Genomic DNA, 20,689 nt, shown 5'->3' on the forward strand with positions numbered 1-20,689 from the left:
GCTCACGCCCGATCGACTGCCCGACCGGAACGCCGAAACGCCGGTGCCCGGTCGCCGACCACAAGGAGGTGCTCGCGATGACCGTGCTGGACACCCCTGCTTGGCGCCCCCGCACCGATGCCGAGCCGCTGCTGCCCGACCCGGAGCCGTACCGGTTGCTCGGCACCCCCGCCGCCGCCCGGCTCGACCCGGACCGGCTGCGCACGCTGTACGGGCAACTGGTCCGCGGCCGGCGCTTCAACCAGCAGGCCACCGCGCTCACCAAGCAGGGCCGGCTCGCCGTCTACCCGTCCAGCACCGGCCAGGAGGCGTGTCAGGTGGCCGCGGCCCTCGCCCTGCGCCCCCAGGACTGGCTCTTCCCCAGCTACCGCGACACCCTCGCCGTGGTGGCCCGCGGGGTGGACCCGGTCCAGACGCTCACCTTGCTGCGCGGCGACTGGCACACCGGCTACGACCCGCGCGCCGAACGGGTGGCGCCGCTCAGCACCCCGCTGGCCACCCAGTTGCCGCACGCCGTCGGACTCGCGCACGCCGCCCGGCTCAGCGGCGACGACGTGGTGGCGCTCGCCCTTGTCGGCGACGGCGGCACCAGCGAGGGCGACTTCCACGAGGCGCTCAACTTCGCGGCCGTCTGGCAGGCGCCAGTCGTTTTCCTGGTCCAGAACAACGGCTTCGCGATCTCCGTCCCGCTGGCCAAGCAGACCGCCGCCCCGACCCTGGCCCACAAGGCGGTCGGCTACGGCATGCCGGGCCGGCTCGTGGACGGCAACGACGTGGCCGCCGTGCACCAGGTGCTCACCGAGGCGGTCGAGCGGGCCCGCGACGGGGGCGGCCCCACCCTGGTGGAGGCGGTCACCTACCGCATCGACGCCCACACCAACGCCGACGACGCCACCCGCTACCGCCAGGACAGCGAAGTCGCCGCCTGGCGCGCGCACGACCCCGTCACCCTGCTGGAGGACGAGCTGACCGGGCGCGGTCTGCTGGACGACACGCTGCGGCAGACCGTCACCGACGAGGCCGAGGCCATGGCCGCCGCGCTGCGGGAACGGATGAACGCCGACCCTGCCCCCGACCCCATGGAGCTCTTCGCGCACGTCTACGCCGAGCCCACCCAGCAGCTGCGCGCCCAGGAAGCGCAACTGCGCGCCGAACTGGAAGCGGAGCGGCAGTCATGACCACCGCCACCCGGCCGGACGGCCGCGCCGCGACCCCCGCCCGCAAGCCCGCCACCATGGCCCAGGCGCTCAACCGGGCACTGCGCGACGCCTTGAGCGCCGACCCGGCCGTCCATGTGCTCGGCGAGGACGTCGGCACCCTGGGCGGCGTCTTCCGGATCACCGACGGCCTCGCCGCGGAGTTCGGCGCGGACCGCTGCACCGACACCCCGCTCGCCGAGGCAGGCATCCTCGGCACCGCCGTCGGCATGGCGATGTACGGGCTGCGGCCGGTCGTCGAGATGCAGTTCGACGCCTTCGCCTATCCGTCCTTCGAGCAGCTGGTCAGCCACGTCGCCCGGATGCGCAACCGCACCCGTGGCACCCTCCCGCTGCCGATCACCATCCGGATCCCCTACGGCGGCGGGATCGGCGGTGTGGAGCACCACAGCGACTCCTCCGAGGCCTACTACGCCCACACCCCCGGGCTGCACGTGGTCACCCCGGCGACGGTGGCGGACGCCTACGGGCTGCTGCGGGCCGCCATCGCCTCCGACGACCCGGTGGTCTTCCTGGAGCCGAAGCGGCTGTACTGGTCGAAGGCCGACTGGTCCCCGCAGGCGCCGGCCGAGGTCGAGCCGATCGGCCGGGCCGTGGTGCGCCGCGCCGGCCGCACCGCCACCCTCGTCACCTACGGCCCCTCGGTGCCGGTCTGCCTGGAGGCGGCCGAGGCGGCCGAGGAGGAGGGCTGGGACCTCGGCGTGATGGATCTGCGCAGTGTGGTGCCCTTCGACGAGGAGACGGTCGCGGCGGCGGTCCGCGGCACCGGGCGCGCGGTCGTGGTCCACGAGTCGGCCGGCTTCGGCGGGATCGGCGCGGAGATCGCCGCCCGGATCACCGAACGCTGCTTCCACCACCTTCAGGCGCCGGTGCTGCGCGTGGCCGGATTCGACATTCCCTACCCGCCGCCGATGCTGGAACGGCACCACCTGCCCGGTGTCGACCGCATTCTCGACGCCGTGGGACGCCTGCAGTGGGAGGAGGGGTGATGGCCGCGGTCAAGGAGTTCACCCTGCCCGACCTGGGCGAAGGGCTCACGGAAGCGGAGATCGTCCGCTGGCTGGTGCGGGTCGGCGATGTCGTGGCCGTCGACCAGCCGGTGGTCGAGGTGGAGACGGCCAAGGCGGTGGTGGAAGTGCCCTGCCCCTACGGCGGGGTGGTCACCGCACGCTTCGGCGCCGAGGGCGAGACGCTGGCGGTCGGCCGCCCGCTGGTGACGGTCGCGGTCGGTCAGGACGCCGGCGCCGGCCAGGAGCCCGCCGGCGACGGTGGCGGCTCCGCGCAGGAGGGCTCGGGCAATGTGCTGGTCGGCTATGGCACGGGTCCGGCGACGACCCGCCGCCGCAACCGGGTACGGGCGGTCAGCGCGGTGGTGGCCCGTGAACCGGTCACGGTCACCGCGGCCGACGGCCGCTCGCCGCAGGGTGTGCCGGCGGCCGCTCACCCGGACGGCGGACCGGTCGCGGTGATTTCTCCGCTGGTCCGGCGGCTGGCCCGGGAGCGGGGCCTCGACCTGCGGTCGGTGCGCGGCACCGGCCCGGACGGACTGATCCTGCGCGCCGATGTCGAACGGACGGCGGACGGGTCGGTCACCGCGGGCGGTCCGGTCACCGCTGACGGGCCCGCCGCGGATGGGCCGGTCGCGGATGGGCTCCGTGCGGGCGGGCTCACGGCTGACGGGCTCGCCGCCGACCGGTTCACGGCGGATGGGCTCACCGCCGACGGGTTCACCGCGGACCGGTTGACTGCGGACCGGTTCACCGCCGACGGGCTCGCCGCGGACCGGCTTCAGGAGACGGTCTCCGCGCCGGCGGCCCCGGCCTCCGCCCTCGGCCGGGAGGGCGCGGAACGGGTCCCGCTGCGCGGCATGCGCGGCGCCGTCGCGGAGAAGCTCAGCCGCAGCCGCCGGGAGATCCCGGACGCCACCTGCTGGGTGGACGCGGACGCCACCGAACTGCTGGCCGCGCGGGCGGCGATGAACGCCGCCGGGCAGGCCGCCGGCGCCGGCCGGATATCGGTACTCGCGTTCTTCGCCCGGATCACCACGGCCGCGCTGGCCCGCCATCCGGAGCTCAACGCCACGGTGGACACCGGGCGGAACGAGATCATTCGGCTGCCCGCCGTGCACCTCGGCTTCGCGGCGCAGACCGAGCGCGGACTGGTGGTGCCGGTGGTCCGGGACGCGCAGTCCAGGACCACGGCCGGGCTGTCGGCGGAGATCCGCCGGCTCACGGATGCGGCCAGGGCCGGGTCGCTGACGCCGGGCGAGCTGACCGGCGGGACGTTCACCCTGAACAACTACGGGGTCTTCGGGGTGGACGGTTCCACGCCGATCATCAACCACCCGGAGGCGGCGATGCTCGGGGTCGGCCGGATCGTGGCCAAGCCGTGGGTGCACCAGGGGGAACTGGCCGTACGCCAGGTGGTGCAGCTCTCCTTCACCTTCGACCACCGGGTGTGCGACGGCGGCACCGCGGGCGGCTTCCTGCGGTTCGTGGCCGACTGCGTGGAGAATCCGGCGGTGCTGCTCTCAGCGGTGTGACCGCCGCGGTGAGCACCGGGGCATCACGCCGGAACGCGGCCGGGGCATACTCGCGGGCATGACGAGGAGCTACGACGCGGTGGTGCTCGCCGGCGGCGCGGCCAGGCGGCTCGGCGGCGCCGACAAACCCGCGCTGCCGGTCGGCGGCCGGATGCTGCTCGACCGGGTGCTGGCGGCGTGCGCCGGCGCGGGCAGCACGGTCGTCGTGGGGCCGCGCCGCCCGACCGTCCGCCCGGTGCGGTGGACCCGGGAGGAGCCGGCGGGCGGCGGCCCGCTGCCCGCGCTCGCCGCCGGCCTCGCCGCCCTGCCGCCCAGCCACGAAAGCCCCGAGGTGGTGCTGGTGCTCGCCGCGGACCTGCCGTTCCTGACCGCGGACACCGTGCACACGCTCGTCGAGGCGCTCACCGCGGCGCCGGACGAGCGGAAGGACGGGCCGGAGGATGCGCGCAGGGAGCAGGGGGAGGAAGTCGGTGCGCGCTGGGAAGGAGTGATGCTGGCGGACGGCGGCGGACGGGACCAGCCGCTCGCGGCGGCGTACCGGACCGAGCCGCTGCGGCGCGAACTCGCCCTGCTCGGCGCCGAGCACGGCGGCCTGGCCGGGCTGCCGCTGCGGTTGCTGACGGGAGAACTCGCCCTGCGCAGGATCGCGGACCCGAGCGGGGAGGCGTCCTTCGACTGCGACACCTGGGAGGACGTGGCGGCGGCCCGGGCCCGGCTGGGCACCGCGGGCCAAGGGTGAGGGTGAGCCTGCCCGGTGGCGGGCCACGGATCGGGGAGCATAGGGCCTGTGTTGGACGAATGGATCGCAGCAGCCAAGAACGAACTGGGCATCGACCTGGACGTGGACACCGGCGTCCTGCTCGACCTGGCCCGGGACGCCGCGCACGGCGTGGCCCGGCCGGCCGCGCCGCTGACCACCTTCCTGGTGGGTTATGCGGCGGCGAGCGCGGGCGGCGGCGCCGAAGCGGTACGGGAGGCGGCGGCGAAGGCCGCCGCGCTGGCGCTGCGCTGGGCCGAGGAGGCCGGGCAGGATGCGGCGGTCAGCGACGCCGGTCCGGCCGCGGCACCGGGCACGGGCGGCAGAAGCACGCGGCCCGGTGGCGAAGCGGACCCGGGGCGATGACCGCCCCGGGCGGTGACGCCGCCGACCGCGCCCTGGACGACGCCCTCGCGCTCGCCAACGACCGCCGGGCGGCCACCGACCGGCGCCCCCGCGCCGCCAACGACCCGCTGTCCGTGGCCCTCGGCCTGAGCGACACCCCGCAGGCCGCGCCGGCCCGCCCCACGCCCACCTCCCCGCCGGCCCGCCCCGCGCCCCCACCACCCCCCACCGCACCCCCCTCCACCTCGGCCCGCCCCACGCCCCCCGCGCACCCGCCCGCCCCCCTGGACGCCCTGTCCGTCGCCCTCCGGCACGGCTGCGACGAGCCCGCCGAGGCGCCCCCGCGGACCCGCGAGCCCCGGGAAGGCGGCGCCCGTGGCCCGGCACCCGCGCCGTACGCCCCGCCCGCGCCCCACTCCCCGCCCCACCCCCCGCACCCCCGGGACACCCCCTGGCCCGACGCCCGGCGGATCGCCCGGCAGGCGGGGCGCCGACTCGCCCCGCGGACCACGCCGTTGGGCGACGAAGCCCTCGGTTCCGCGCTCGCCAGGGGACTGGTGGCGCTCACCGACCTGCCCTCCTTCGACTCCTCCGCGATGGACGGCTGGGCGGTGGCGGGCGCCGGTCCCTGGCGGCTGAAAGGCCGGCTGCTCGCCGGGCAGGGCACCCCGGAGCCGCTGCTCGACGGCCACGCGGCCCGGATCGCCACCGGCGCCGTACTGCCGCCCGGCGCGGTCGCCGTCCTGCGCAGCGAGCACGGCAGGACCGAGCGGCGGACCGACGGGGAATGGCTCCGGGTGCTGGAGCCGCGGTTCGCGCCCCGGCCCGGCCAGGAGGTGCGGCGGCGCGGCCAGGAGTGCCGCAGCGGCGACGAGTTGCTGCCGGCCGGCACCGTGGTGACCCCGGCCGTACTCGGTCTCGCGGCGGCGTCCGGCTACGACGAACTGACCGTCACCGCCCGGCCGAAGGTCGAGATGCTGGTGCTCGGTGACGAGTTGCTCGACCACGGGCTGCCGCGCAAGGGCCGGGTGCGCGACGCGCTGGGCCCCATGCTGCCCTCCTGGCTCCGCGCCCTGGGCGCCGAAGTGACCACGGTACGGCGCCTGGTCGATGACGCCGAAGCCCTGCGCGAGGCCGTCACCGCGAGCACCGCCGACCTGATCGTGACCACCGGTGGCACCGCGGGCGGCCCGGTCGACCACGTCCACCCCGTGCTCGCCGCCATCGGCGCGAAACTGCTGGTCGACGGGGTGTCCGTACGCCCGGGCCACCCCATGGTGCTCGCCGAACTGCCCGCCGCGGCGCCCGGCGGGACCCGTGCCGCAGGCGCCGTGGGACCGTTCCTGATCGGCCTGCCCGGCAATCCGCTGGCCGCCGTTTCCGGGGTGCTCACCCTGGTGGCGCCCCTGCTGCGCACCCTGGGCGGCCGGCCCGTCCCCGCGCCCTATGCGGCGCCGCTCACCGCGGACGTCCCGGGGCACCCGGTGGACACCCGGCTCGTTCCGGTGGTCTTCGACGACGAGTCCGCCGCCCGGCCGCTGCACTTCGCCGGCCCGGCGATGCTGCGCGGCCTGGCCGCCGCCGACGGCATGGCGGTGATCCCGCCGGGCGGCGCCCGTGCAGGACAGGAGACGGCCGTACTCGACACCGGGCTGCTCGGCCCGGCCTGGGGGAGCGGCGGGTGAGGCTTCCGACCCGCGACGCGGCGGCCGACCGGGGGGCAAGGGGCTCGGGCCGCGTGTACTTCCCGCGCCCCGCCGCGGGACCGCTGCTCCAGGTGGCGCGCCGGCTGCTGCTGGCCGTGCTGGTCCTGGTCGTCACCGTGGTCATCGTCTACGCGGGGCGCGGCGGCTACCACGACAACGCGGGCGGTTCCCTGACGTTCGTCGACGCGCTCTACTACTCCACGGTGTCGCTCTCGACGACCGGTTACGGCGACATCGTGCCGTACAGCACGACCGCGCGGCTGACCAACGCCTTCCTGCTGACGCCGCTGCGAGTGATCTTCCTGATCATCCTGGTCGGCACCACCCTGGAGGTGCTGACCGAGCGCACCAGGGAGCAGTACCGCCTCAAACGCTGGAGGAGCACCTTGCGCGATCACGTGCTGATCGTGGGATACGGCACCAAGGGCCGCTCGGCTGCGCAGACGCTGATCGGGCGGGGCATCCCGCGCAACCGGATCGTCGTGGTGGACACCAGCCCCAAGGTGGTCCAGTCCGCAGCCGACGAGGGCTTCGTCGGCGTCACCGGCGACGCGACCCGTAACGACGTCCTGCTGCGCGCCGAGGTGGAGCGGGCCAAGGAGATCGTCATCGCCGCGCAGCGGGACGACACCGCGGTCCTGGTCACCCTCACCGCCCGCCAGCTCAACAAGCGCGCCCACATCATCGCCTCGGTCCGCGAGGAGGAGAACGCCCCGCTGCTGCGGCAGTCGGGCGCCGACGCGGTCATCACCAGTTCCAGCGCGGCCGGGCGGCTGCTCGGGCTGTCGATGATCAGCCCGAGCGCCGGCCGGGTGATGGACGACCTGATCACGTACGGCAGCGGCCTCGATCTCATCGAACGGCCGGTGACCCGGGCGGAGGTCGGCAAGTCACCGCGTGACCTGGCCGATCTGGTGGTCTCGGTGAAGCGCGGCCACCGGCTGCTCGACCACGACGCGCAGGAGGCGACCCCGCTGCAGGCCACCGACCGGGTGATCGCGATCTGCCGATCGGGACCGGGCCGGCCGCGTACCGATCCGGGCGCGTGAGGCCCGGACCGGCACGGCGGAGGCTAAGGGCTGAGGGCAGAGGGCAGAGGGCTGACGGCTGAGAGCAGAGGCCGCCGGACTCAGGTGGAGATGTCCGGGTACGGCATCTCGAAGTGCGCCACGCGTGCGGCGTACTCCAGCTGGAACGCCAGCGGTTCTGGGTAGTCGCGCTCGAACATGCCGATGAAGAGCGTCAGCGTGAGGAACGGATGGGCGCCCAGCTCGAAGAGCTTGGGGTAGTCGTGCCCGATCAGCGCGGCCCGCTCGGTGTCGTCGAACGCCAGCCAGGTGGTGGCCTCGCCGCTGATGCAGTTGAGCAGGCGGTTGGCGTGCTCGGCCTCCCACTGGGTGACGGCGCCGGCCGGGTCCTCGCGGTAGCGCTCCACCAGCTCGGGGTCGCGGTCGACGGTGTAGAGGAACTTGTTCAGCAGGTACTTGCTCACTCGGGACCTCCGTTCGGGTACCAGGTGAAGTAGGCCTCCATGGTGTGGAACAGGTCCAGGGTGTCGACGTAGTCGGCCTTCCGGCCCTCGCCGGCGACTCCCATCATCAGCATGAAGTCCATGAACCCATGGGTGGCGTTGCCCGGCAGGTGGAGGCTGTCCAGGCTGACCTCGCCGAGGCACTCCTCGATGTCGCCGCCGGCGATCCAGCCGACCGCCTTCCGGTCGAACTCCGGGTCGGGCCCGTGCGGCCCGAACTGGCGCGGGCCGCCCAGCTCCAGCGACAGGTGCCCGGTCCCGATCACCGCGACCCGCTGGTCCGACGGCCAGGACTCGATCATCTCCCGGATGGCCCTGCCGAGCTGGACGAACCGTTTCGGCTGCGGCATCGGCGGGGCGAAGATGTTGGTGTAGACCGGCACGATCGGAAGGTCGGCCTCGGGCCGCAGGGTGATGATCGGGCAGGTGATCGAGTGGTCGATCCGCAGCTCGTTGGAGAACGCCAGGTCGAAGCCGGCGTCCAGGCCCTCGCGCAGCAGATGGGCCGACAGCTCCTCGTGGCCCTTGAGCAGCATCTTCGGCAGCCCGAACTCGCGTTCCTCGTTGTAGAAGTTCCCGTCGTAGAACGGGGCCTTGCCGACCAGGAACTGCGGCATGTTGTCCAGCCACAGCTGGTGGAAGTGGTCGGAGCCGACCATCACCAGCACATCGGGGCGGGCCCGGGTGAGGGTCTCCCGGAACGCCTCGATCTTGCGGACCCACTCGTCGGCGAAGGGCGGGCGGTCCGCTCCGGTCGAGGTGCTGGTGCGGTAGTAGAAGGGATGGTGGGTGGACGCGATCACCGCGACCAGCTCGGCCATCTCAGCCCTCCTCGGTTCGGTCGGCCGCCGTCGGGCGTCCGAGATCAGTGCTGCTCGGGGAGATGGGATCAGGGGCGACGGACCGGTTGTTGAGGTCCACCGACAGGAAGATGTCGTTGGCGACGGGGTGGCGCAGTTCCTCGGCGAGCTGGCCGATCAGCCCGGCGGTGCGGGCCAGCAGCGCGAAGCCGCGCAGCAGTTCCAGCGGCAGGCCGAGGTCGGCCAGGGCGGCGCCGCAGACGCCGGCGCCGTTGAGCGGCAGCGTCCGGCCGAGGACTTGGGGGTGCACTCGGCCGATCGCGGCGAAGAGCGACAGGTGCGGGCCGTACAGATTCTCCTCGGCGGCGATCTGCAGCAGCCGCGGGGTGCGCGGGTCCCCCTGCTTGTGGACGTGGTGGCCGAGGCCGGGGATGAAGGCGCGCGCTTCCCGGCGGGCCGTCACCGTCCGCAGGGCCAGGGCGTCCCATCCGGCGTCGTCGTCCGGCAGCGGGCCCTCGACGGAGGTCAGTACGTCGTGCAGGAAGCGGCCGCAGTCCTCGGTGACGCCCAGGAACCGGGACCCGCCGCCGAGCAGGCCGGCGGCGAGCGCGCCCTGCACCGAGTCGGGCGCGGACAGGTACGTGAGCCGGGTGACGATGGCGGTCGGGGTGAAACCGTGGTCGGCGAGCGCCGCGAGGACCGCCTCGAAGACCCGGGTCTCCCCCGGGGCCGGGCGGCGCTGCGTCGCCAGCCAGAACGCCAGCTCACCGAAGCCGACGGTGCCCATGACGTCCTTGGCCAGGTCCTGGCCGAGCAGGGTGATGGTCTCCAGGGAGGACGCGCCGAGGGCGGTCTCGTACACCGGCTTGTCCACTGGCTTGTCCACTGGCTTGTCCGCGGGCCCCTCCGCGGGCCCCTCCGCGGGCCCGTCCGCCGGCTGCGTCGCGTGCTGCGGCTGGTCAGTCACGGCCGTCCTCCGGAGGGGTGGTCAGCCACTTGCGGAGCTCGACGCCGTGCTCGTCCAGTTCCGGCGGGGGCCGGTGGTATCCGACGGGGGTGGCGGAGAAGCGGATGGGGTTGCGGGTGGTGGGCACCGCGCGATCGCCCTCGCCGACCTCCACGATGGGGTCGAGCCCGAAGCGCTCCGCCATCGCGAAGCCGCCGTCGATGGTGTTGATGGGCCCGCAGGGCACCCCGACCGCGGTGAGGGCCTCGAACCACTCGACCGCGCCGCGGGTGGCCAGGCGCTCCTCCAGGATCGGGCGCAGCTCCTCGCGGTTCTTGGTGCGGTCGGCGTTGTGCGCGAACCGCGGGTCCTCGGGGATGTCCGGGAGGCCGAGGACGTCGCAGAGCTTGCGGAACTGCCCGTCATTGGCCGCCGCCACGATCAGCTGGTTGTCGGCGGTGGGCAGCGGTTCGTACGGGAAGACGCTGGGGTGCGCGTTGCCCATCCGGAAGGGCACCACGCCGCCGGCCGCGTAGGCCGAGCTGTGGTTGACCAGTCCGGTCAGCGCCGAGGAAAGCAGATTGACCTCGACGTGCTGGCCCTGGCCGGTGGCGTCGCGGTGGCGCAGCGCGGCGAGGATGCCGATCACGGCGTGGTTGCCCGCCATCACGTCGAAGACCGAGATCCCGGCCCGGTAGGGCGGCCCGTCCGGGTCGCCGGTCAGGCTCATCAGGCCGGAGATGGCCTGCACCATCAGGTCGTAGCCGGGCACGTGCTTGCCGGCGCCTGCGCCGAAGCCGCTGATCGACGCGTAGACGGCGCCGGGATTGGCGGCGCTGACGCTGTCGTAGTCCAGGCCGTACTTGGCCAGGCCGCCGGGCTTGAAGTTCTCGATGATCACGTCCGCCCGGCGGGCGAGTTCGCGGGCCGCCGAGGCGTCGGTCGCGTCGCGCAGGTCGAGGGCGATCGAGCGCTTGCCGCGGTTGACGCCGAGGTAGTACGTGGAGACCTCGTCCCGTACCGGCGGCATCCAGGTGCGGGTCTCGTCGCCCTGCGGGCCCTCGACCTTGACGACCTCGGCGCCCATGTCGGCGAGGAGCATCGTCGCGTAAGGGCCGGCGAGGACCCGGGAGAAGTCCGCGACCAGCACCCCCGACAGCGGGCCGGGTGCGGGCCCCGCTTCTGCCGTGGAGTCGTCAAGCATCAGCCTTGCCTCTCGATCGTCCGTACAGCGGACCATTGTCCGTTGCTGAGTCTGCGCCGGTGCGGGGTGGCCGGTCAAGGGGCCGTGGCGCCTGGGGGTCGTCTTTGGGGCTGCCTGGGGAGCCGCCTACGGAGTCGCCTGGGGGAGGGCCGGCACGGTCACGTGCGGCAGGTCCTGGACCCGGGCGAAGTCGGCGCTGATGTCGCCGGCCGCCTGCAGCAGCAGCGGCAGATGGTGGTCGAGCAGGCGCTCCACCGTCGTCTCGGCGGCATGGCAGTTGACGTTGATCCCGGCGATGACGCGGCCCGACCCGTCCCGCAGCGGGGCCGCCACCGACCGGATGCCCAAGGTCAGCTGCTCGTCGGTCAGCGCCCAGCCGCGCGCCCGCACATCGCGCAGCTCCGCGTCCCGCTCGGCCGGGTCCGGCTGCCAGCGGGCCACCAGCCCGGAGCGGCTCGGCTCGGCCAGCACCGCGGCCAGCTCGTCCGGCGGCAGGGCGGCCAGCTGGACCTTGCCGAGCGAGGTCGCCAGCGCCGGGAAGCGGGTGCCGATCTGCACCGCGAGCGACACGATCTTCGGCACCGACACCCGCGCCACGTACACGATGTCCGAGCCGTCGAGCTGGGCGATCGAGCAGGACTCGTCGGTACGTGCCGACAGCCGCTCCAGGTGCGGCCGGGCGACGTCCCACAGGCCCGTGGACCGCACGTACGCCACCCCGAGTTCGAGGACCCGGGGGGTGAGGAGGTAACCGCGTTCGGCCGCCCGGACATAGCCGAGCTCCTCCAGGGTGAGCAGGATCCGCCGGGCGGTGGGGCGGGCCAGCGAGGTGGCGGCGGCCACCTCGGTGAGCGTCATCGCCGGGCGGTTCGGCCCGAAGGCCGCGATCACCTCAAGACCGCGCGCGAGCGCTTCGATGAAGTCGGGACCTGTTCCCTCACGTGGCATGGCACGACCTCCTCGCGACCTGGCATCACGGTGAAGAGTAGCCGCCGCTGTCCGCGAGGCGGACGCTCCTGCCGGCAGAACGCCGCAGAACGGACCGACAGGTGCATTGACAGCGAACGCGGGCTGAGCGAGGGTGGCCGCTACGAGCATGTGTCCGTAGAGCGGACGAGTGTACGCGTAAGCGCGAAGGAGCGTGAGGCGATGAGCCAGCCCACCAACGACACCGCGGGCCGTCCGGTCGTGCTGCGGGGTGGCACCGTAGTGACGGTCGATGCCACCCGGCAGGTCCTCGCCGGCCACGACGTCCTGGTCGTCGGCGACCGCATCGCCGCCATCGGTCCCGGTCTGGCCGTCCCCGACGGGACCGTCGAGATCGACGCGAGCGACGGCCTGGTGATGCCGGGGATGATCGACACGCACCGGCACATGTGGCAGACGGCCATGCGCGGTTACGGAGCCGACTGGACGCTCACGCAGTACTTCGTCTGGTACTACCTGGAGTGGGGCAAGACCTTCCGCCCGCAGGACGTCTACGCGGGCAACCTGCTCGGCGCCCTGGAGGCGCTCGACGCCGGTGTCACCACCACCGTCGACTGGTCGCACGGCCTGCAGACCCCCGACCACGCGGACGCCGCCGTCGACGCCCTGCAGGCGGTGCCCGGCCGCTTCGTCCTCGCGTACGGCAACATCCAGGACGCGCCCGCCAACTGGACCGGCACCCCGGAGTTCCGCGACTTCGTCTCCCGCCGCATCACCGGCGACGACATGCTCGGCTTCCAGATCGCCTTCGACGTCACCGGGGACCCCGCCTTCCCGGAGAAGCCCGCCTTCGAGGTCGCCCGCGAACTCGGCGCCGCGGTGACGACCCACGCCGGTGTCTGGGGCGCGACCGGGGACGACGGCATCCGGCTCATGCACGAGCACGGGTTCATGACCCCCGAGACCGTCTACGTGCACAGCTCGTCGCTGTCGGCCGACTCCTACCACCGGATCGCCGCCACCGGCGGTTCCGTTTCGGTGTCCACCGAGAGCGAGCAGAGCGCGGGCCAGGGCTACCCGTCCACCTGGACGCTGCGCGACTACGGCATCCCGGTCTCGCTCTCCATGGACACCTCCGTCTGGTGGAGCGGCGACCTGTTCTCCGCCATGCGCACCACCCTGGGCGCCGACCGCTCCCGCGAGCACTTCGAGGCGCACGCCCAGGGGGAGACCGTCACCCATGCGGCGCTGCGGGCCGACCAGGTCGTGGAGTGGGCCACCCGCGGCGGGGCGCGCGCCCTGGGCCGCGAGTCGGACCTCGGGAGCGTCGAGGTCGGCAAGAAGGCCGACCTCGTACTGATCAAGAACGACAACTCGCCGGTGTCCTTCCCGCTGCTCAACCCGCACGGCCACATCGCCTTCCAGGCGCAGCGCGGTGACGTGCACACCGTGCTGGTCGACGGCAGGATCGTGAAGCGGGACGGCAAGCTGGTCGGGGTCGACCTGGCCGCGGCCCGCCGCACCGTCGACGAGACCGTCGAGCACCTGCGGGGCGAACTCGGGGCGGAGGCCTGGGAGCGCGGGATGAACCCCGACATCCCCGAGACGAAGGTGCTCGACAACCCGTACACCTACACCGACTACCAGAGCAGCCGTACGCACAGCCGCTGAGCGGCAGGGACGACGGGGCGGGCGTGCGGGCCCACCGCGGGTCCGCGCCCCGGGGCCGGTACCGTCGATCGCATGCGAGCGATCACGATTCCCGAGCCGGGCGGCCCCGAGGCGCTGGTCCTGGCGGAAGTGCCCGACCCCGTGCCCGGCCCCGGTGAAGTGCTGGTCGAGGTGGCGGCGTCGGCCGTGAACCGGGCGGACGTCCTCCAGCGGCAGGGGCTGTATCACGTGCCACCGGGTGCGCCGCCGTATCCCGGTCTTGAGTGCTCGGGGCGGATCGCCGGGCTCGGCCCCGGGGTCAGCGGCTGGGCGGTGGGCGACGAGGTGTGCGCGCTGCTCGCGGGCGGCGGTTACGCGGAGCAGGTCGTGGTGCCCGCCGGGCAGTTGCTGCCGGTGCCCAAGGGCGTCGACCTGGTCACGGCGGCGGCGCTGCCGGAGGTCACCGCGACCGTCTGGTCCAACGTCTTCATGGTCGCCCATCTCCGTCCCGCCGAGACCCTGCTGGTGCACGGCGGGTCCAGCGGGATCGGCACCATGGCGATCCAGCTCGGCAAGGCGGTGGGCGCGAAGGTGGCGGTCACCGCCGGCAGCGCGGAGAAGCTGGCCGCATGCCGTGACCTGGGCGCCGACATCCTGATCAACTACCGCGAGCAGGACTTCACCGAGGCCGTCACGCCGGACGTGATCCTCGACATCATGGGCGCGAAGTACCTGCAGCGGAACGTCGACGCCCTCGCCGTCAACGGCCGGCTGGTCATCATCGGCCTCCAGGGCGGCGTGAAGGCCGAACTCAACCTGGGTGTCCTGCTCTCCAAGCGTGCCGCGGTGGCCGCGACCTCGCTGCGCCCCCGGCCCCTGGACGAGAAGGCGGCCATCGTGGCGGCGGTACGCGAGCACGTCTGGCCGCTGATCGAAGCGGGGGCGGTACGGCCGGTGGTCGACCGCACCCTGCCGCTGGCCGACGCGCCCGAGGCCCACCGCCTGCTGGAGGCGAGCGGTCACATCGGCAAGATCCTGCTGCGGATCTGAGCCTTCCGGCGGCGGTGGCGGGTACGGCCGGCCCGCCCGCCACCGCCGTGGAAGGGCCCTCCGAGGCACAGGACCGCCCGCGCTTCCCGAGCAGGTCCCGCGGCCTGTCGAGGAGTTGGCGGAAACGACCGGCGGATCATGGTCGCCCGGCCGGGGGTGCGGCCACCGCGCGGTGGCGGATCGCCGGTGGGACCGCGGCGGTTCGGGGGTTTCCGGGCGTGGCCGCGCGGAGGGCGCGCCGCCGTCCGGGATGCCGGAAATGTCGCCTCGTGTGACGCTGAACGCACACAGGGTTCGGCGGAAGGCGATGCGTGTGCGGTCGGCAGCGGGCAGGGGGAAAGCGCTACGGGCGGGGTCCTGCCTTCTCCTGGCCGCCGGTGTGGCGCTGGGGTCGGTGAAGGCCGCGGAGGCCGCGGTGTCGCCGGTGCCGGGGCCGGGAGTCTCGCAGGGCCCGGCGGGTCCGGGTCCGCTGCCTTCGGGCTCCGTGTCCGCACGGCCGCCTTCCCCGCCCGCAGGGCCGGGGACCGGTCCCGCGCCGACACACGGGGGCGGCCACGGTCCCGCGCCCACCCACGGGGCGGGACACGCTCCCGTCCCGGGGCTCCCCTCCGGTCCGCCGGCTCCGACGGCGCACCCCACGCCCCCGGCGTCCGTGCCCCCCGGGCCACCCGCGCCTCCCGCGCCGAAGCCGACGCGGCCGGCGACTCCCGCCGTGCCGCCCCAGCCGTCTCCGTCCCCCTCCCCGTCCGCGCCGGGCGGCCCGCTGCGCCCGCCCGCGTCGGCCGGTCCGCGTCCCTCCGGCTCCGCCGCGGCGCACACGAGCGGTGCCGGCGGCGGCAGGGGCGCGCGGGGGCCGGTCCTCAAGCCCCGGCGGGAGTACGGCGCGGGCCGGGGACAGTCGCTGGTGCCGGTGGCGGACGGGCAGGAGCCGACCACGGCCCCCGCGGCCACCGGCGCGGCGGGGCGGACGGACGCGCCGCCGCGGTCGGTGATCGCGGACGAACCGGTCCGGCGGGTGCTGCGGGTGCTGCCGCTCGGCGCGGGGCTGGTGCTGGTCGGGCTGGGGCTGGGCTTTTTCGGGCTGCGGCTGCGCAGGTCGTAGGGCGGTGGGGGTGGCCGGGGGTGCCGGCCGTGGTCGGGCGGGGGCGCTGGGGGTGGCTGGGAGTGCCGGCCGCGGTCGCGCGGGGGCCGTCGTGGCGAGTCGCCGACAAGCAGCCATCGATCATTCGTTCGAGTGAAAGCAGAGGCTGGAGCGCGGATCGGGGTTGCGGGCGGGACCATACCCGGTATACATACTGAGTATGTCGATCCGTCACGGCCTGCTGGCTCTCCTCGAACGAGGTCCGCGTTACGGCTATCAGCTCCGCTCCGAGTTCGAGTCGCGCACCGGTTCCACCTGGCCGCTCAACGTCGGGCAGGTCTACACGACGCTGTCGCGGCTCGAACGGGACGGGCTGGTGGTGCCGGCGGGCGAGGACGACGGCGGGCACGCGCTGTACGCGATCACCGAGGACGGGCGGACGGAGCTGCGGGACTGGTTCGCCAGCCCCGTGGACCGCGCGAATCCACCGCGGAACGAGCTGGCGATCAAGCTCGCGATGGCGGTGGGCTCGCCGGAGGTGGATGTGCGCGCGGTGATCCAGGCCCAGCGGATGCACACGATCAAGGCGATGCAGGACTACACGCGGCTGAAGGCACAGGCGATGGAGGCAGCGACGAAGGGAGCGAAGGGGGCGAAGGCTTCGGGCGGGGGGCACGGGAAGAGCGGGGAGCACGCGGAGAGCGCGGAGACCGGGCCGGACCGGGACGACGTGGCCTGGCAGTTGGTGCTGGACCAGCTGATCTTCCAGGCGGAGGCGGAAGCCCGGTGGCTCGACCACTGCGAGACCCGGCTGGTGCGGCTCGCCAGTTCCGGCACGGCCTGGTCGGCGCCCGCCACGCCGGCGCCCGGCCCCGCTCCGGCAGGGCCGGCCGCGGCCGGGGCGGACGAAGCCGAGCCGGCCACCGCGCAGGACGGAGGGCTGCGCGGCGCCCTCAGACGCCCGCGGACCAGGCGCTGAGCCCGGCCGCGCGGACGCCTCCGCAGCCGCGCGGCAGCGGCCGCACCAGCAGAACACACAGCGGAGACAGCGGAGACAGCGGAGAAACCGAAGAAAGGGGCGCCGGCACCTGACCAGCGCCGCGCCTGCCAGTACGTACCGACCAGGGGGAGAGCAGCACCGATGTCCAGTCAGTCCACGCCGTCCACACCACCCACACCACCGGGCCGGGGCACACCCGCCGGGAGCGCGGCCGGAAAGCCCCCGGGCGAGGCCGCATCCACATCGGCATCCGCACCCGTTTCGACACCCGCCCCTGCACCCGCACCTGTCCTGCGGCTCGAAGCCCTGACCCGGGTCCACGGCACCGGCGCCGCCGAGGTCCACGCGCTGCGCGGCATCGACCTGGAGGTGTATCCGGGCGAACTCGTCGCCGTGATGGGGCCCTCGGGGTCCGGCAAGTCCACGCTGCTGACCATCGCCGGCGGCCTGGACCTGCCGACGTCCGGACGGGTCGTGGTCGAAGGCACCGATCTGACCAGCGTCGGCCGCAAGGAGATGGCGGCACTGCGCCGGCGCAGCATCGGCTACGTCTTCCAGGACTACAACCTGATCCCGGCGCTCACCGCCGCGGAGAATGTGGCACTCCCCCGCGAACTCGACGGCGTCGGCGCCCGCAAGGCCCACCGGGAGGCGGTCGCGGCGCTGGAGGAGATGGGGCTGGCGACGCTCGCCGACCGGTTCCCCGACGAGATGTCAGGCGGCCAGCAGCAGCGGGTGGCGATCGCCCGGGCGCTGGTGGGGGACCGCAGGCTGGTGCTGGCCGACGAGCCCACGGGCGCGCTGGACTCGGAGACCGGCGAGGCGGTGCTCGCGCTGCTGCGCGCCAGGTGCGACGCCGGCGCGGCCGGGATCCTCGTCACGCACGAACCGCGCTTCGCCGCCTGGGCGGACCGGGTGGTCTTCCTGCGGGACGGCTCGGTGGTGGACATGACCCTGCGGTCGTCCGCCGAGTCGCTGCTGACCGGCGGGGTGGCGCCGTGAGCACCGGGACCGGCGGCAAGGACCTGCTGACCGGGCGGGGCGCGGGCGCCCACCCCGGATCGGTGGCCGCCCGCGTCAACTCCTGGCGGGCGGCGGTCCGGATCGCCCGCCGTGACGCCCTGCGGTACCGGGGCCGCAGCGTCCTGGTGCTGCTGATGATCGCACTGCCGATCATGGGGGTCAGTGCGGCCGACATCACCGTGCGCAGTTCCCAGCTGACCGAAGAGCAGAAGGTCGACCGGGACGTCGGTGCTGCCGACGCGCGGCTGCTCAGCGCCGGCCAGGGCGGGCAGCCGGTGCTGCAGTCGCCCTCGGGCGACGAGTACGAGCCGGTCCACCAGGAAGCGGCGGACGGCACCGGGGCGGAAGACACCGGGGCGGTCGGCACCGATGACTTCGACGTCGACCCCAAAGTGGCACTGCCGGCCGGAGCACACTGGCTCACCGACGACGACACCTATGCGGCGATCAGGACCCGTACCGGTCTGCTCTACACCACGGTGCGGGAGTTGAAGGCGGCCGATCCGCTGGCCGCCGGGATCATGGCGCTGGACCGGGGCCGGTTCCCCGCGGCGCCGGACGAGATGGCCGCCACCAACGCGTTCCTGAAGTCCAGCGGCCTGCACGTCGGTTCGAGGGTCACCGCCTACGGACTGGGCCGCGGCTACCGGATCGTCGGCGCCTACGACCTGCCGAGCCAGTTGGACACCGAGCAGTTGAACACGCTGCCCGGCACCTTCATCAAGCCCTACCTGGCCGCGCGGCAGGCGATCGGCGCGAGCGCGGACACCCTGCGGCCTCCGTCGTATCTGGTCGCCGTGCCCGGCGACTTCACCTGGGCCATGGTGCAGCGGGCCAACACCCTCGGGGTGGGGGTCGACTCGCGTGAGGTGCGGCTGCATCCGCCGGCCGACTCCGAGGTTCCCCTCTACCGGCGCAACGGAGGGCCCAGGGCCTTCACGTCCGACGACAACACGGCCGTGATCGCGGCCGGGGCGACGACAGTGGGCCTGGCCATGCTGGAGATCTGCCTGCTGGCAGGGCCGGCGTTCGCGGTCGGCGCCCGGCGTTCGCAGCGGCAGCTCGGCCTGGTCGGCGCCAACGGAGGGGACCGCCGGCACATCCGGGCGATCGTGCTCGCCGGAGGTCTGGTGATCGGGGTGGCGGCAGCGGTCGTCGGCACCCTGGCCGGGGCACTGCTCACCGTGGTGCTCCGCGGCCCGCTGGAGAACTCCGTCGGCCAGCGGTTCGGCGGGATCGAGGTGCGGCCGCTGGAGTTGCTGGGGATCGCCGCGCTGGCGGTGCTCACCGGGCTGCTGGCCGCGGTCGTGCCCGCTGTCACCTCGTCCCGGCAGAGCGTGCTGGCCTCGCTCACCGGGCGGCGCGGGGTGCGGCGCACCGGCCGGACACTGCCGGTGATCGGCCTGGGAGCGGTGTGCCTGGGTGCGGGCATCGCGGTCTTCGGTTCCCTGCGGACCCGCAACCCCCTTGCGGTGGGCTTCGGTTCCGGGGTGGCCGAGCTGGGACTGGTGGCGATGACACCGGTACTGGTCGGGGCGTTCGGGCGGCTCGGGAAGTGGCTGCCGCTCGTGCCCCGGCTGGCGCTGCGGGACGCCGTGCGGAACCGCGGCCGTACCGCGCCCGCGGTGGCGGCGGTGCTGGCCGCGGTGGCCGGCACGGTCGCGGTGGCGACCTTCGCCGCCAGCCAGGACCGGCAGGACCGGGACACCTATGAGGCAAGGGCGCCGCACGGGGTCTTCGCGCTGAGCATTGGCTCCGACCAGGGCCGGGAGCTGGGCGCGGCACGGACGGCCGTGGCGAAAGAGCTGCCGGTGGCGGCCCGGGCCGATGTGTTCCGGCTGACGACCGGGGCCCGGACCTGCGACCAGTTCAGTTCGCAGCCCGGCTGCGGCAGTGTGCAGCCGGTGACGCCGAAGGCCAACCAGTGTCCGCTGGACGACATGGAGCAGGCCCAGCGGTTCACCGCGGCGCAGCGGCGGGCCTTCTTCCTGAGCTGGCGGTGCGACTACTCCAGCGTGGCGCCGGTGATCAGTGCCGAGGGAGACGTGGTGGTCGGCGGTCCCGACGTGCTGCGCGCGCTCGGCATCGGGGACGCCGCCGCGCGCACCGCGCTGGCCCGCGGCGAGACGGTGGTCTTCAACCGGCCCCTCTTCGACCGCGGCACACTGAAACTCCGCCTGGTCGCGGACACCTCCAAGGTGGTGCCCGGCGACAGCGAACCGCAAGGACCGGTCAAGGCGTTGCCGGCGCGGCTGATCACATCCGCGCAGGCGTACGGCGTCGCGGCGATCGTGCCGCAGCAGGCCGCCCGTGCCGCCGGGATCAGGACGGTGCCGCTGGGTTCGCTCTTCACCACCTCGCGCATGCCCACCTCGGCCGAGCGGCAGGCGCTGACCGGCGACCTCGCGAAGCTGGGCACGGAGACGACCACTTATCTGGAGCGGGGATTCCAGAGCACCAACAGCGTGGTGCTGCTCGCGCTGGGGCTCTTCGCCGGACTGGTGACCGTCGGCGCCGCCGGGATAGCGACCGGGCTGGCTCAGGCCGACGCCCAGCCCGACCTGCGGACACTCGCCGCGGTCGGTGCCGCGCCGCGGGTGCGGCGGACGCTCTCCGGGTTCCAGTGCGGGGTGATCGCCGCGATGGGAGTGATCCTCGGGACGGCCGCGGGGGTGCTGCCCGCGATCGGGCTGCGGCGCACCGAGCGGCAGCGGTCCTGGCACGACTACCGGCAGGCGATGGAGCAGGGATGGGCCGGCAGCCGGGTGCCGCACGTGCCGATCGTCGTGCCGTGGGGGACCCTCGCGCTGCTGCTGGTGATGGTGCCGCTGGGGGCGATGCTGCTCGCCGCGCTGGTCACGCGCTCGCGCGCGGAAATAGGCCGCCGAGCTGAGGCCTAGCAGCAGGTGC

At 74.1% G+C, this 20,689-nt stretch carries 16 protein-coding genes and 1 pseudogene; 12 read left to right on the forward strand and 5 right to left on the reverse strand.

Annotation, left to right across the window (positions count from 1 at the left end; all coding sequences use genetic code 11):
- Nucleotides 1-77: 77 nt before the first annotated feature.
- The 6 genes and pseudogenes from pdhA to OG552_RS18365 all read left to right on the forward strand — a co-directional run bounded on the left by pdhA (nt 78) and on the right by OG552_RS18365 (nt 7,616).
- Nucleotides 78-1,178 (forward strand): pyruvate dehydrogenase (acetyl-transferring) E1 component subunit alpha, encoded by a 1,101-nt coding sequence (gene pdhA / locus OG552_RS18340; protein WP_329134228.1) that lies wholly within the window; start codon nt 78-80, stop codon nt 1,176-1,178.
- Complete coding sequence (locus tag OG552_RS18345) at nt 1,175-2,206, forward strand: alpha-ketoacid dehydrogenase subunit beta (RefSeq protein ID WP_329134230.1); 1,032 nt, start codon at nt 1,175-1,177, stop codon at nt 2,204-2,206. The genes pdhA and OG552_RS18345 overlap by 4 nt, the downstream gene beginning before the upstream one ends.
- Nucleotides 2,206-3,759 carry a dihydrolipoamide acetyltransferase family protein gene (locus tag OG552_RS18350; protein WP_329134232.1) on the forward strand — a complete coding sequence of 518 codons (1,554 nt, stop codon included), beginning with the start codon at nt 2,206-2,208 and terminating at the stop codon, nt 3,757-3,759. Before OG552_RS18345 ends, OG552_RS18350 begins: the two co-directional genes overlap by 1 nt.
- Before the next feature lie 58 nt (nt 3,760-3,817).
- Nucleotides 3,818-4,882, forward strand: a pseudogene (locus OG552_RS18355) (DUF6457 domain-containing protein).
- Entirely contained in the window at nt 4,879-6,546 is a 1,668-nt protein-coding gene (locus OG552_RS18360; protein ID WP_329134234.1) for a molybdopterin molybdotransferase MoeA, read from the forward strand. The pseudogene OG552_RS18355 and the gene OG552_RS18360 overlap by 4 nt, the downstream one beginning before the upstream one ends.
- The gene (locus tag OG552_RS18365) at nt 6,543-7,616 is read left to right on the forward strand and encodes a potassium channel family protein (protein ID WP_443070968.1); all 1,074 of its coding nucleotides are present in this window, start codon (nt 6,543-6,545) and stop codon (nt 7,614-7,616) included. The genes OG552_RS18360 and OG552_RS18365 overlap by 4 nt, the downstream gene beginning before the upstream one ends.
- An 80-nt stretch (nt 7,617-7,696) precedes the next feature.
- On the opposite strand, the gene OG552_RS18370 is transcribed toward OG552_RS18365, so the two are convergent.
- The 5 genes from OG552_RS18370 to OG552_RS18390 form a co-directional block, all read right to left on the reverse strand.
- Nucleotides 7,697-8,059 carry a hypothetical protein gene (locus OG552_RS18370; protein WP_329134238.1) on the reverse strand — a complete coding sequence of 121 codons (363 nt, stop codon included), beginning with the start codon at nt 8,057-8,059 and terminating at the stop codon, nt 7,697-7,699.
- Nucleotides 8,056-8,919: an extradiol ring-cleavage dioxygenase gene (locus tag OG552_RS18375; RefSeq protein WP_329134240.1), complete on the reverse strand. Its 864-nt coding sequence runs from the start codon at nt 8,917-8,919 to the stop codon at nt 8,056-8,058. The genes OG552_RS18370 and OG552_RS18375 overlap by 4 nt, the downstream gene beginning before the upstream one ends.
- 1 nt (nt 8,920) lies before the next feature.
- Nucleotides 8,921-9,784 carry a citryl-CoA lyase gene (locus tag OG552_RS18380; protein ID WP_329140924.1) on the reverse strand — a complete coding sequence of 288 codons (864 nt, stop codon included), beginning with the start codon at nt 9,782-9,784 and terminating at the stop codon, nt 8,921-8,923.
- Nucleotides 9,785-9,857: 73 nt separating this feature from the next.
- Entirely contained in the window at nt 9,858-11,048 is a 1,191-nt protein-coding gene (locus OG552_RS18385) for a CaiB/BaiF CoA transferase family protein (RefSeq protein ID WP_329134241.1), read from the reverse strand.
- Nucleotides 11,049-11,174: 126 nt separating this feature from the next.
- Entirely contained in the window at nt 11,175-11,996 is an 822-nt protein-coding gene (locus OG552_RS18390) for an IclR family transcriptional regulator domain-containing protein (protein WP_329134243.1), read from the reverse strand.
- 201 nt (nt 11,997-12,197) lie between these two features.
- On the opposite strand from OG552_RS18390, the gene OG552_RS18395 reads away from it, so the two are divergent.
- The 6 genes from OG552_RS18395 (at nt 12,198) to OG552_RS18420 (ending at nt 20,679) form a co-directional block, all read left to right on the forward strand.
- Nucleotides 12,198-13,646, forward strand: a complete 1,449-nt coding sequence (locus OG552_RS18395) for an amidohydrolase family protein (protein ID WP_329134246.1) — start codon at nt 12,198-12,200, stop codon at nt 13,644-13,646.
- A 72-nt stretch (nt 13,647-13,718) separates the two neighbouring features.
- Nucleotides 13,719-14,675: an NAD(P)H-quinone oxidoreductase gene (locus OG552_RS18400; RefSeq protein WP_329134248.1), complete on the forward strand. Its 957-nt coding sequence runs from the start codon at nt 13,719-13,721 to the stop codon at nt 14,673-14,675.
- Nucleotides 14,676-15,585: 910 nt separating this feature from the next.
- Nucleotides 15,586-15,777, forward strand: a complete 192-nt coding sequence (locus OG552_RS18405) for a hypothetical protein (protein WP_329134250.1) — start codon at nt 15,586-15,588, stop codon at nt 15,775-15,777.
- Nucleotides 15,778-15,976: 199 nt separating this feature from the next.
- Nucleotides 15,977-16,735 carry a PadR family transcriptional regulator gene (locus tag OG552_RS18410; RefSeq protein ID WP_329134251.1) on the forward strand — a complete coding sequence of 253 codons (759 nt, stop codon included), beginning with the start codon at nt 15,977-15,979 and terminating at the stop codon, nt 16,733-16,735.
- 162 nt (nt 16,736-16,897) lie between these two features.
- Entirely contained in the window at nt 16,898-17,758 is an 861-nt protein-coding gene (locus OG552_RS18415; protein WP_329134253.1) for an ABC transporter ATP-binding protein, read from the forward strand.
- Between the two features lie 62 nt (nt 17,759-17,820).
- Nucleotides 17,821-20,679: an FtsX-like permease family protein gene (locus tag OG552_RS18420; protein WP_443071174.1), complete on the forward strand. Its 2,859-nt coding sequence runs from the start codon at nt 17,821-17,823 to the stop codon at nt 20,677-20,679.
- The last annotated feature ends 10 nt before the right edge of the window (nt 20,680-20,689 follow it).

This window comes from Streptomyces sp. NBC_01476 (genome assembly GCF_036227265.1).
In the GTDB taxonomy this organism is placed as follows: Bacteria; Actinomycetota; Actinomycetes; order Streptomycetales; family Streptomycetaceae; genus Actinacidiphila.

Excerpts from the sequence above, each read along its gene's own strand:
- OG552_RS18385 (WP_329134241.1), bottom strand. The coding sequence starts at position 11,048 with ATGCTTGACGACTCCACGGCAGAAGCGGGGCCCGCACCCGGCCCGCTG.
- OG552_RS18345 (WP_329134230.1), top strand. The coding sequence starts at position 1,175 with ATGACCACCGCCACCCGGCCGGACGGCCGCGCCGCGACCCCCGCCCGC.
- OG552_RS18415 (WP_329134253.1), top strand. The coding sequence starts at position 16,898 with ATGTCCAGTCAGTCCACGCCGTCCACACCACCCACACCACCGGGCCGG.
- OG552_RS18395 (WP_329134246.1), top strand. The coding sequence starts at position 12,198 with ATGAGCCAGCCCACCAACGACACCGCGGGCCGTCCGGTCGTGCTGCGG.
- OG552_RS18400 (WP_329134248.1), top strand. The coding sequence starts at position 13,719 with ATGCGAGCGATCACGATTCCCGAGCCGGGCGGCCCCGAGGCGCTGGTC.
- pdhA (WP_329134228.1), top strand. The coding sequence starts at position 78 with ATGACCGTGCTGGACACCCCTGCTTGGCGCCCCCGCACCGATGCCGAG.
- OG552_RS18410 (WP_329134251.1), top strand. The coding sequence starts at position 15,977 with ATGTCGATCCGTCACGGCCTGCTGGCTCTCCTCGAACGAGGTCCGCGT.
- OG552_RS18375 (WP_329134240.1), bottom strand. The coding sequence starts at position 8,919 with ATGGCCGAGCTGGTCGCGGTGATCGCGTCCACCCACCATCCCTTCTAC.
- OG552_RS18360 (WP_329134234.1), top strand. The coding sequence starts at position 4,879 with ATGACCGCCCCGGGCGGTGACGCCGCCGACCGCGCCCTGGACGACGCC.
- OG552_RS18390 (WP_329134243.1), bottom strand. The coding sequence starts at position 11,996 with ATGCCACGTGAGGGAACAGGTCCCGACTTCATCGAAGCGCTCGCGCGC.
- OG552_RS18350 (WP_329134232.1), top strand. The coding sequence starts at position 2,206 with ATGGCCGCGGTCAAGGAGTTCACCCTGCCCGACCTGGGCGAAGGGCTC.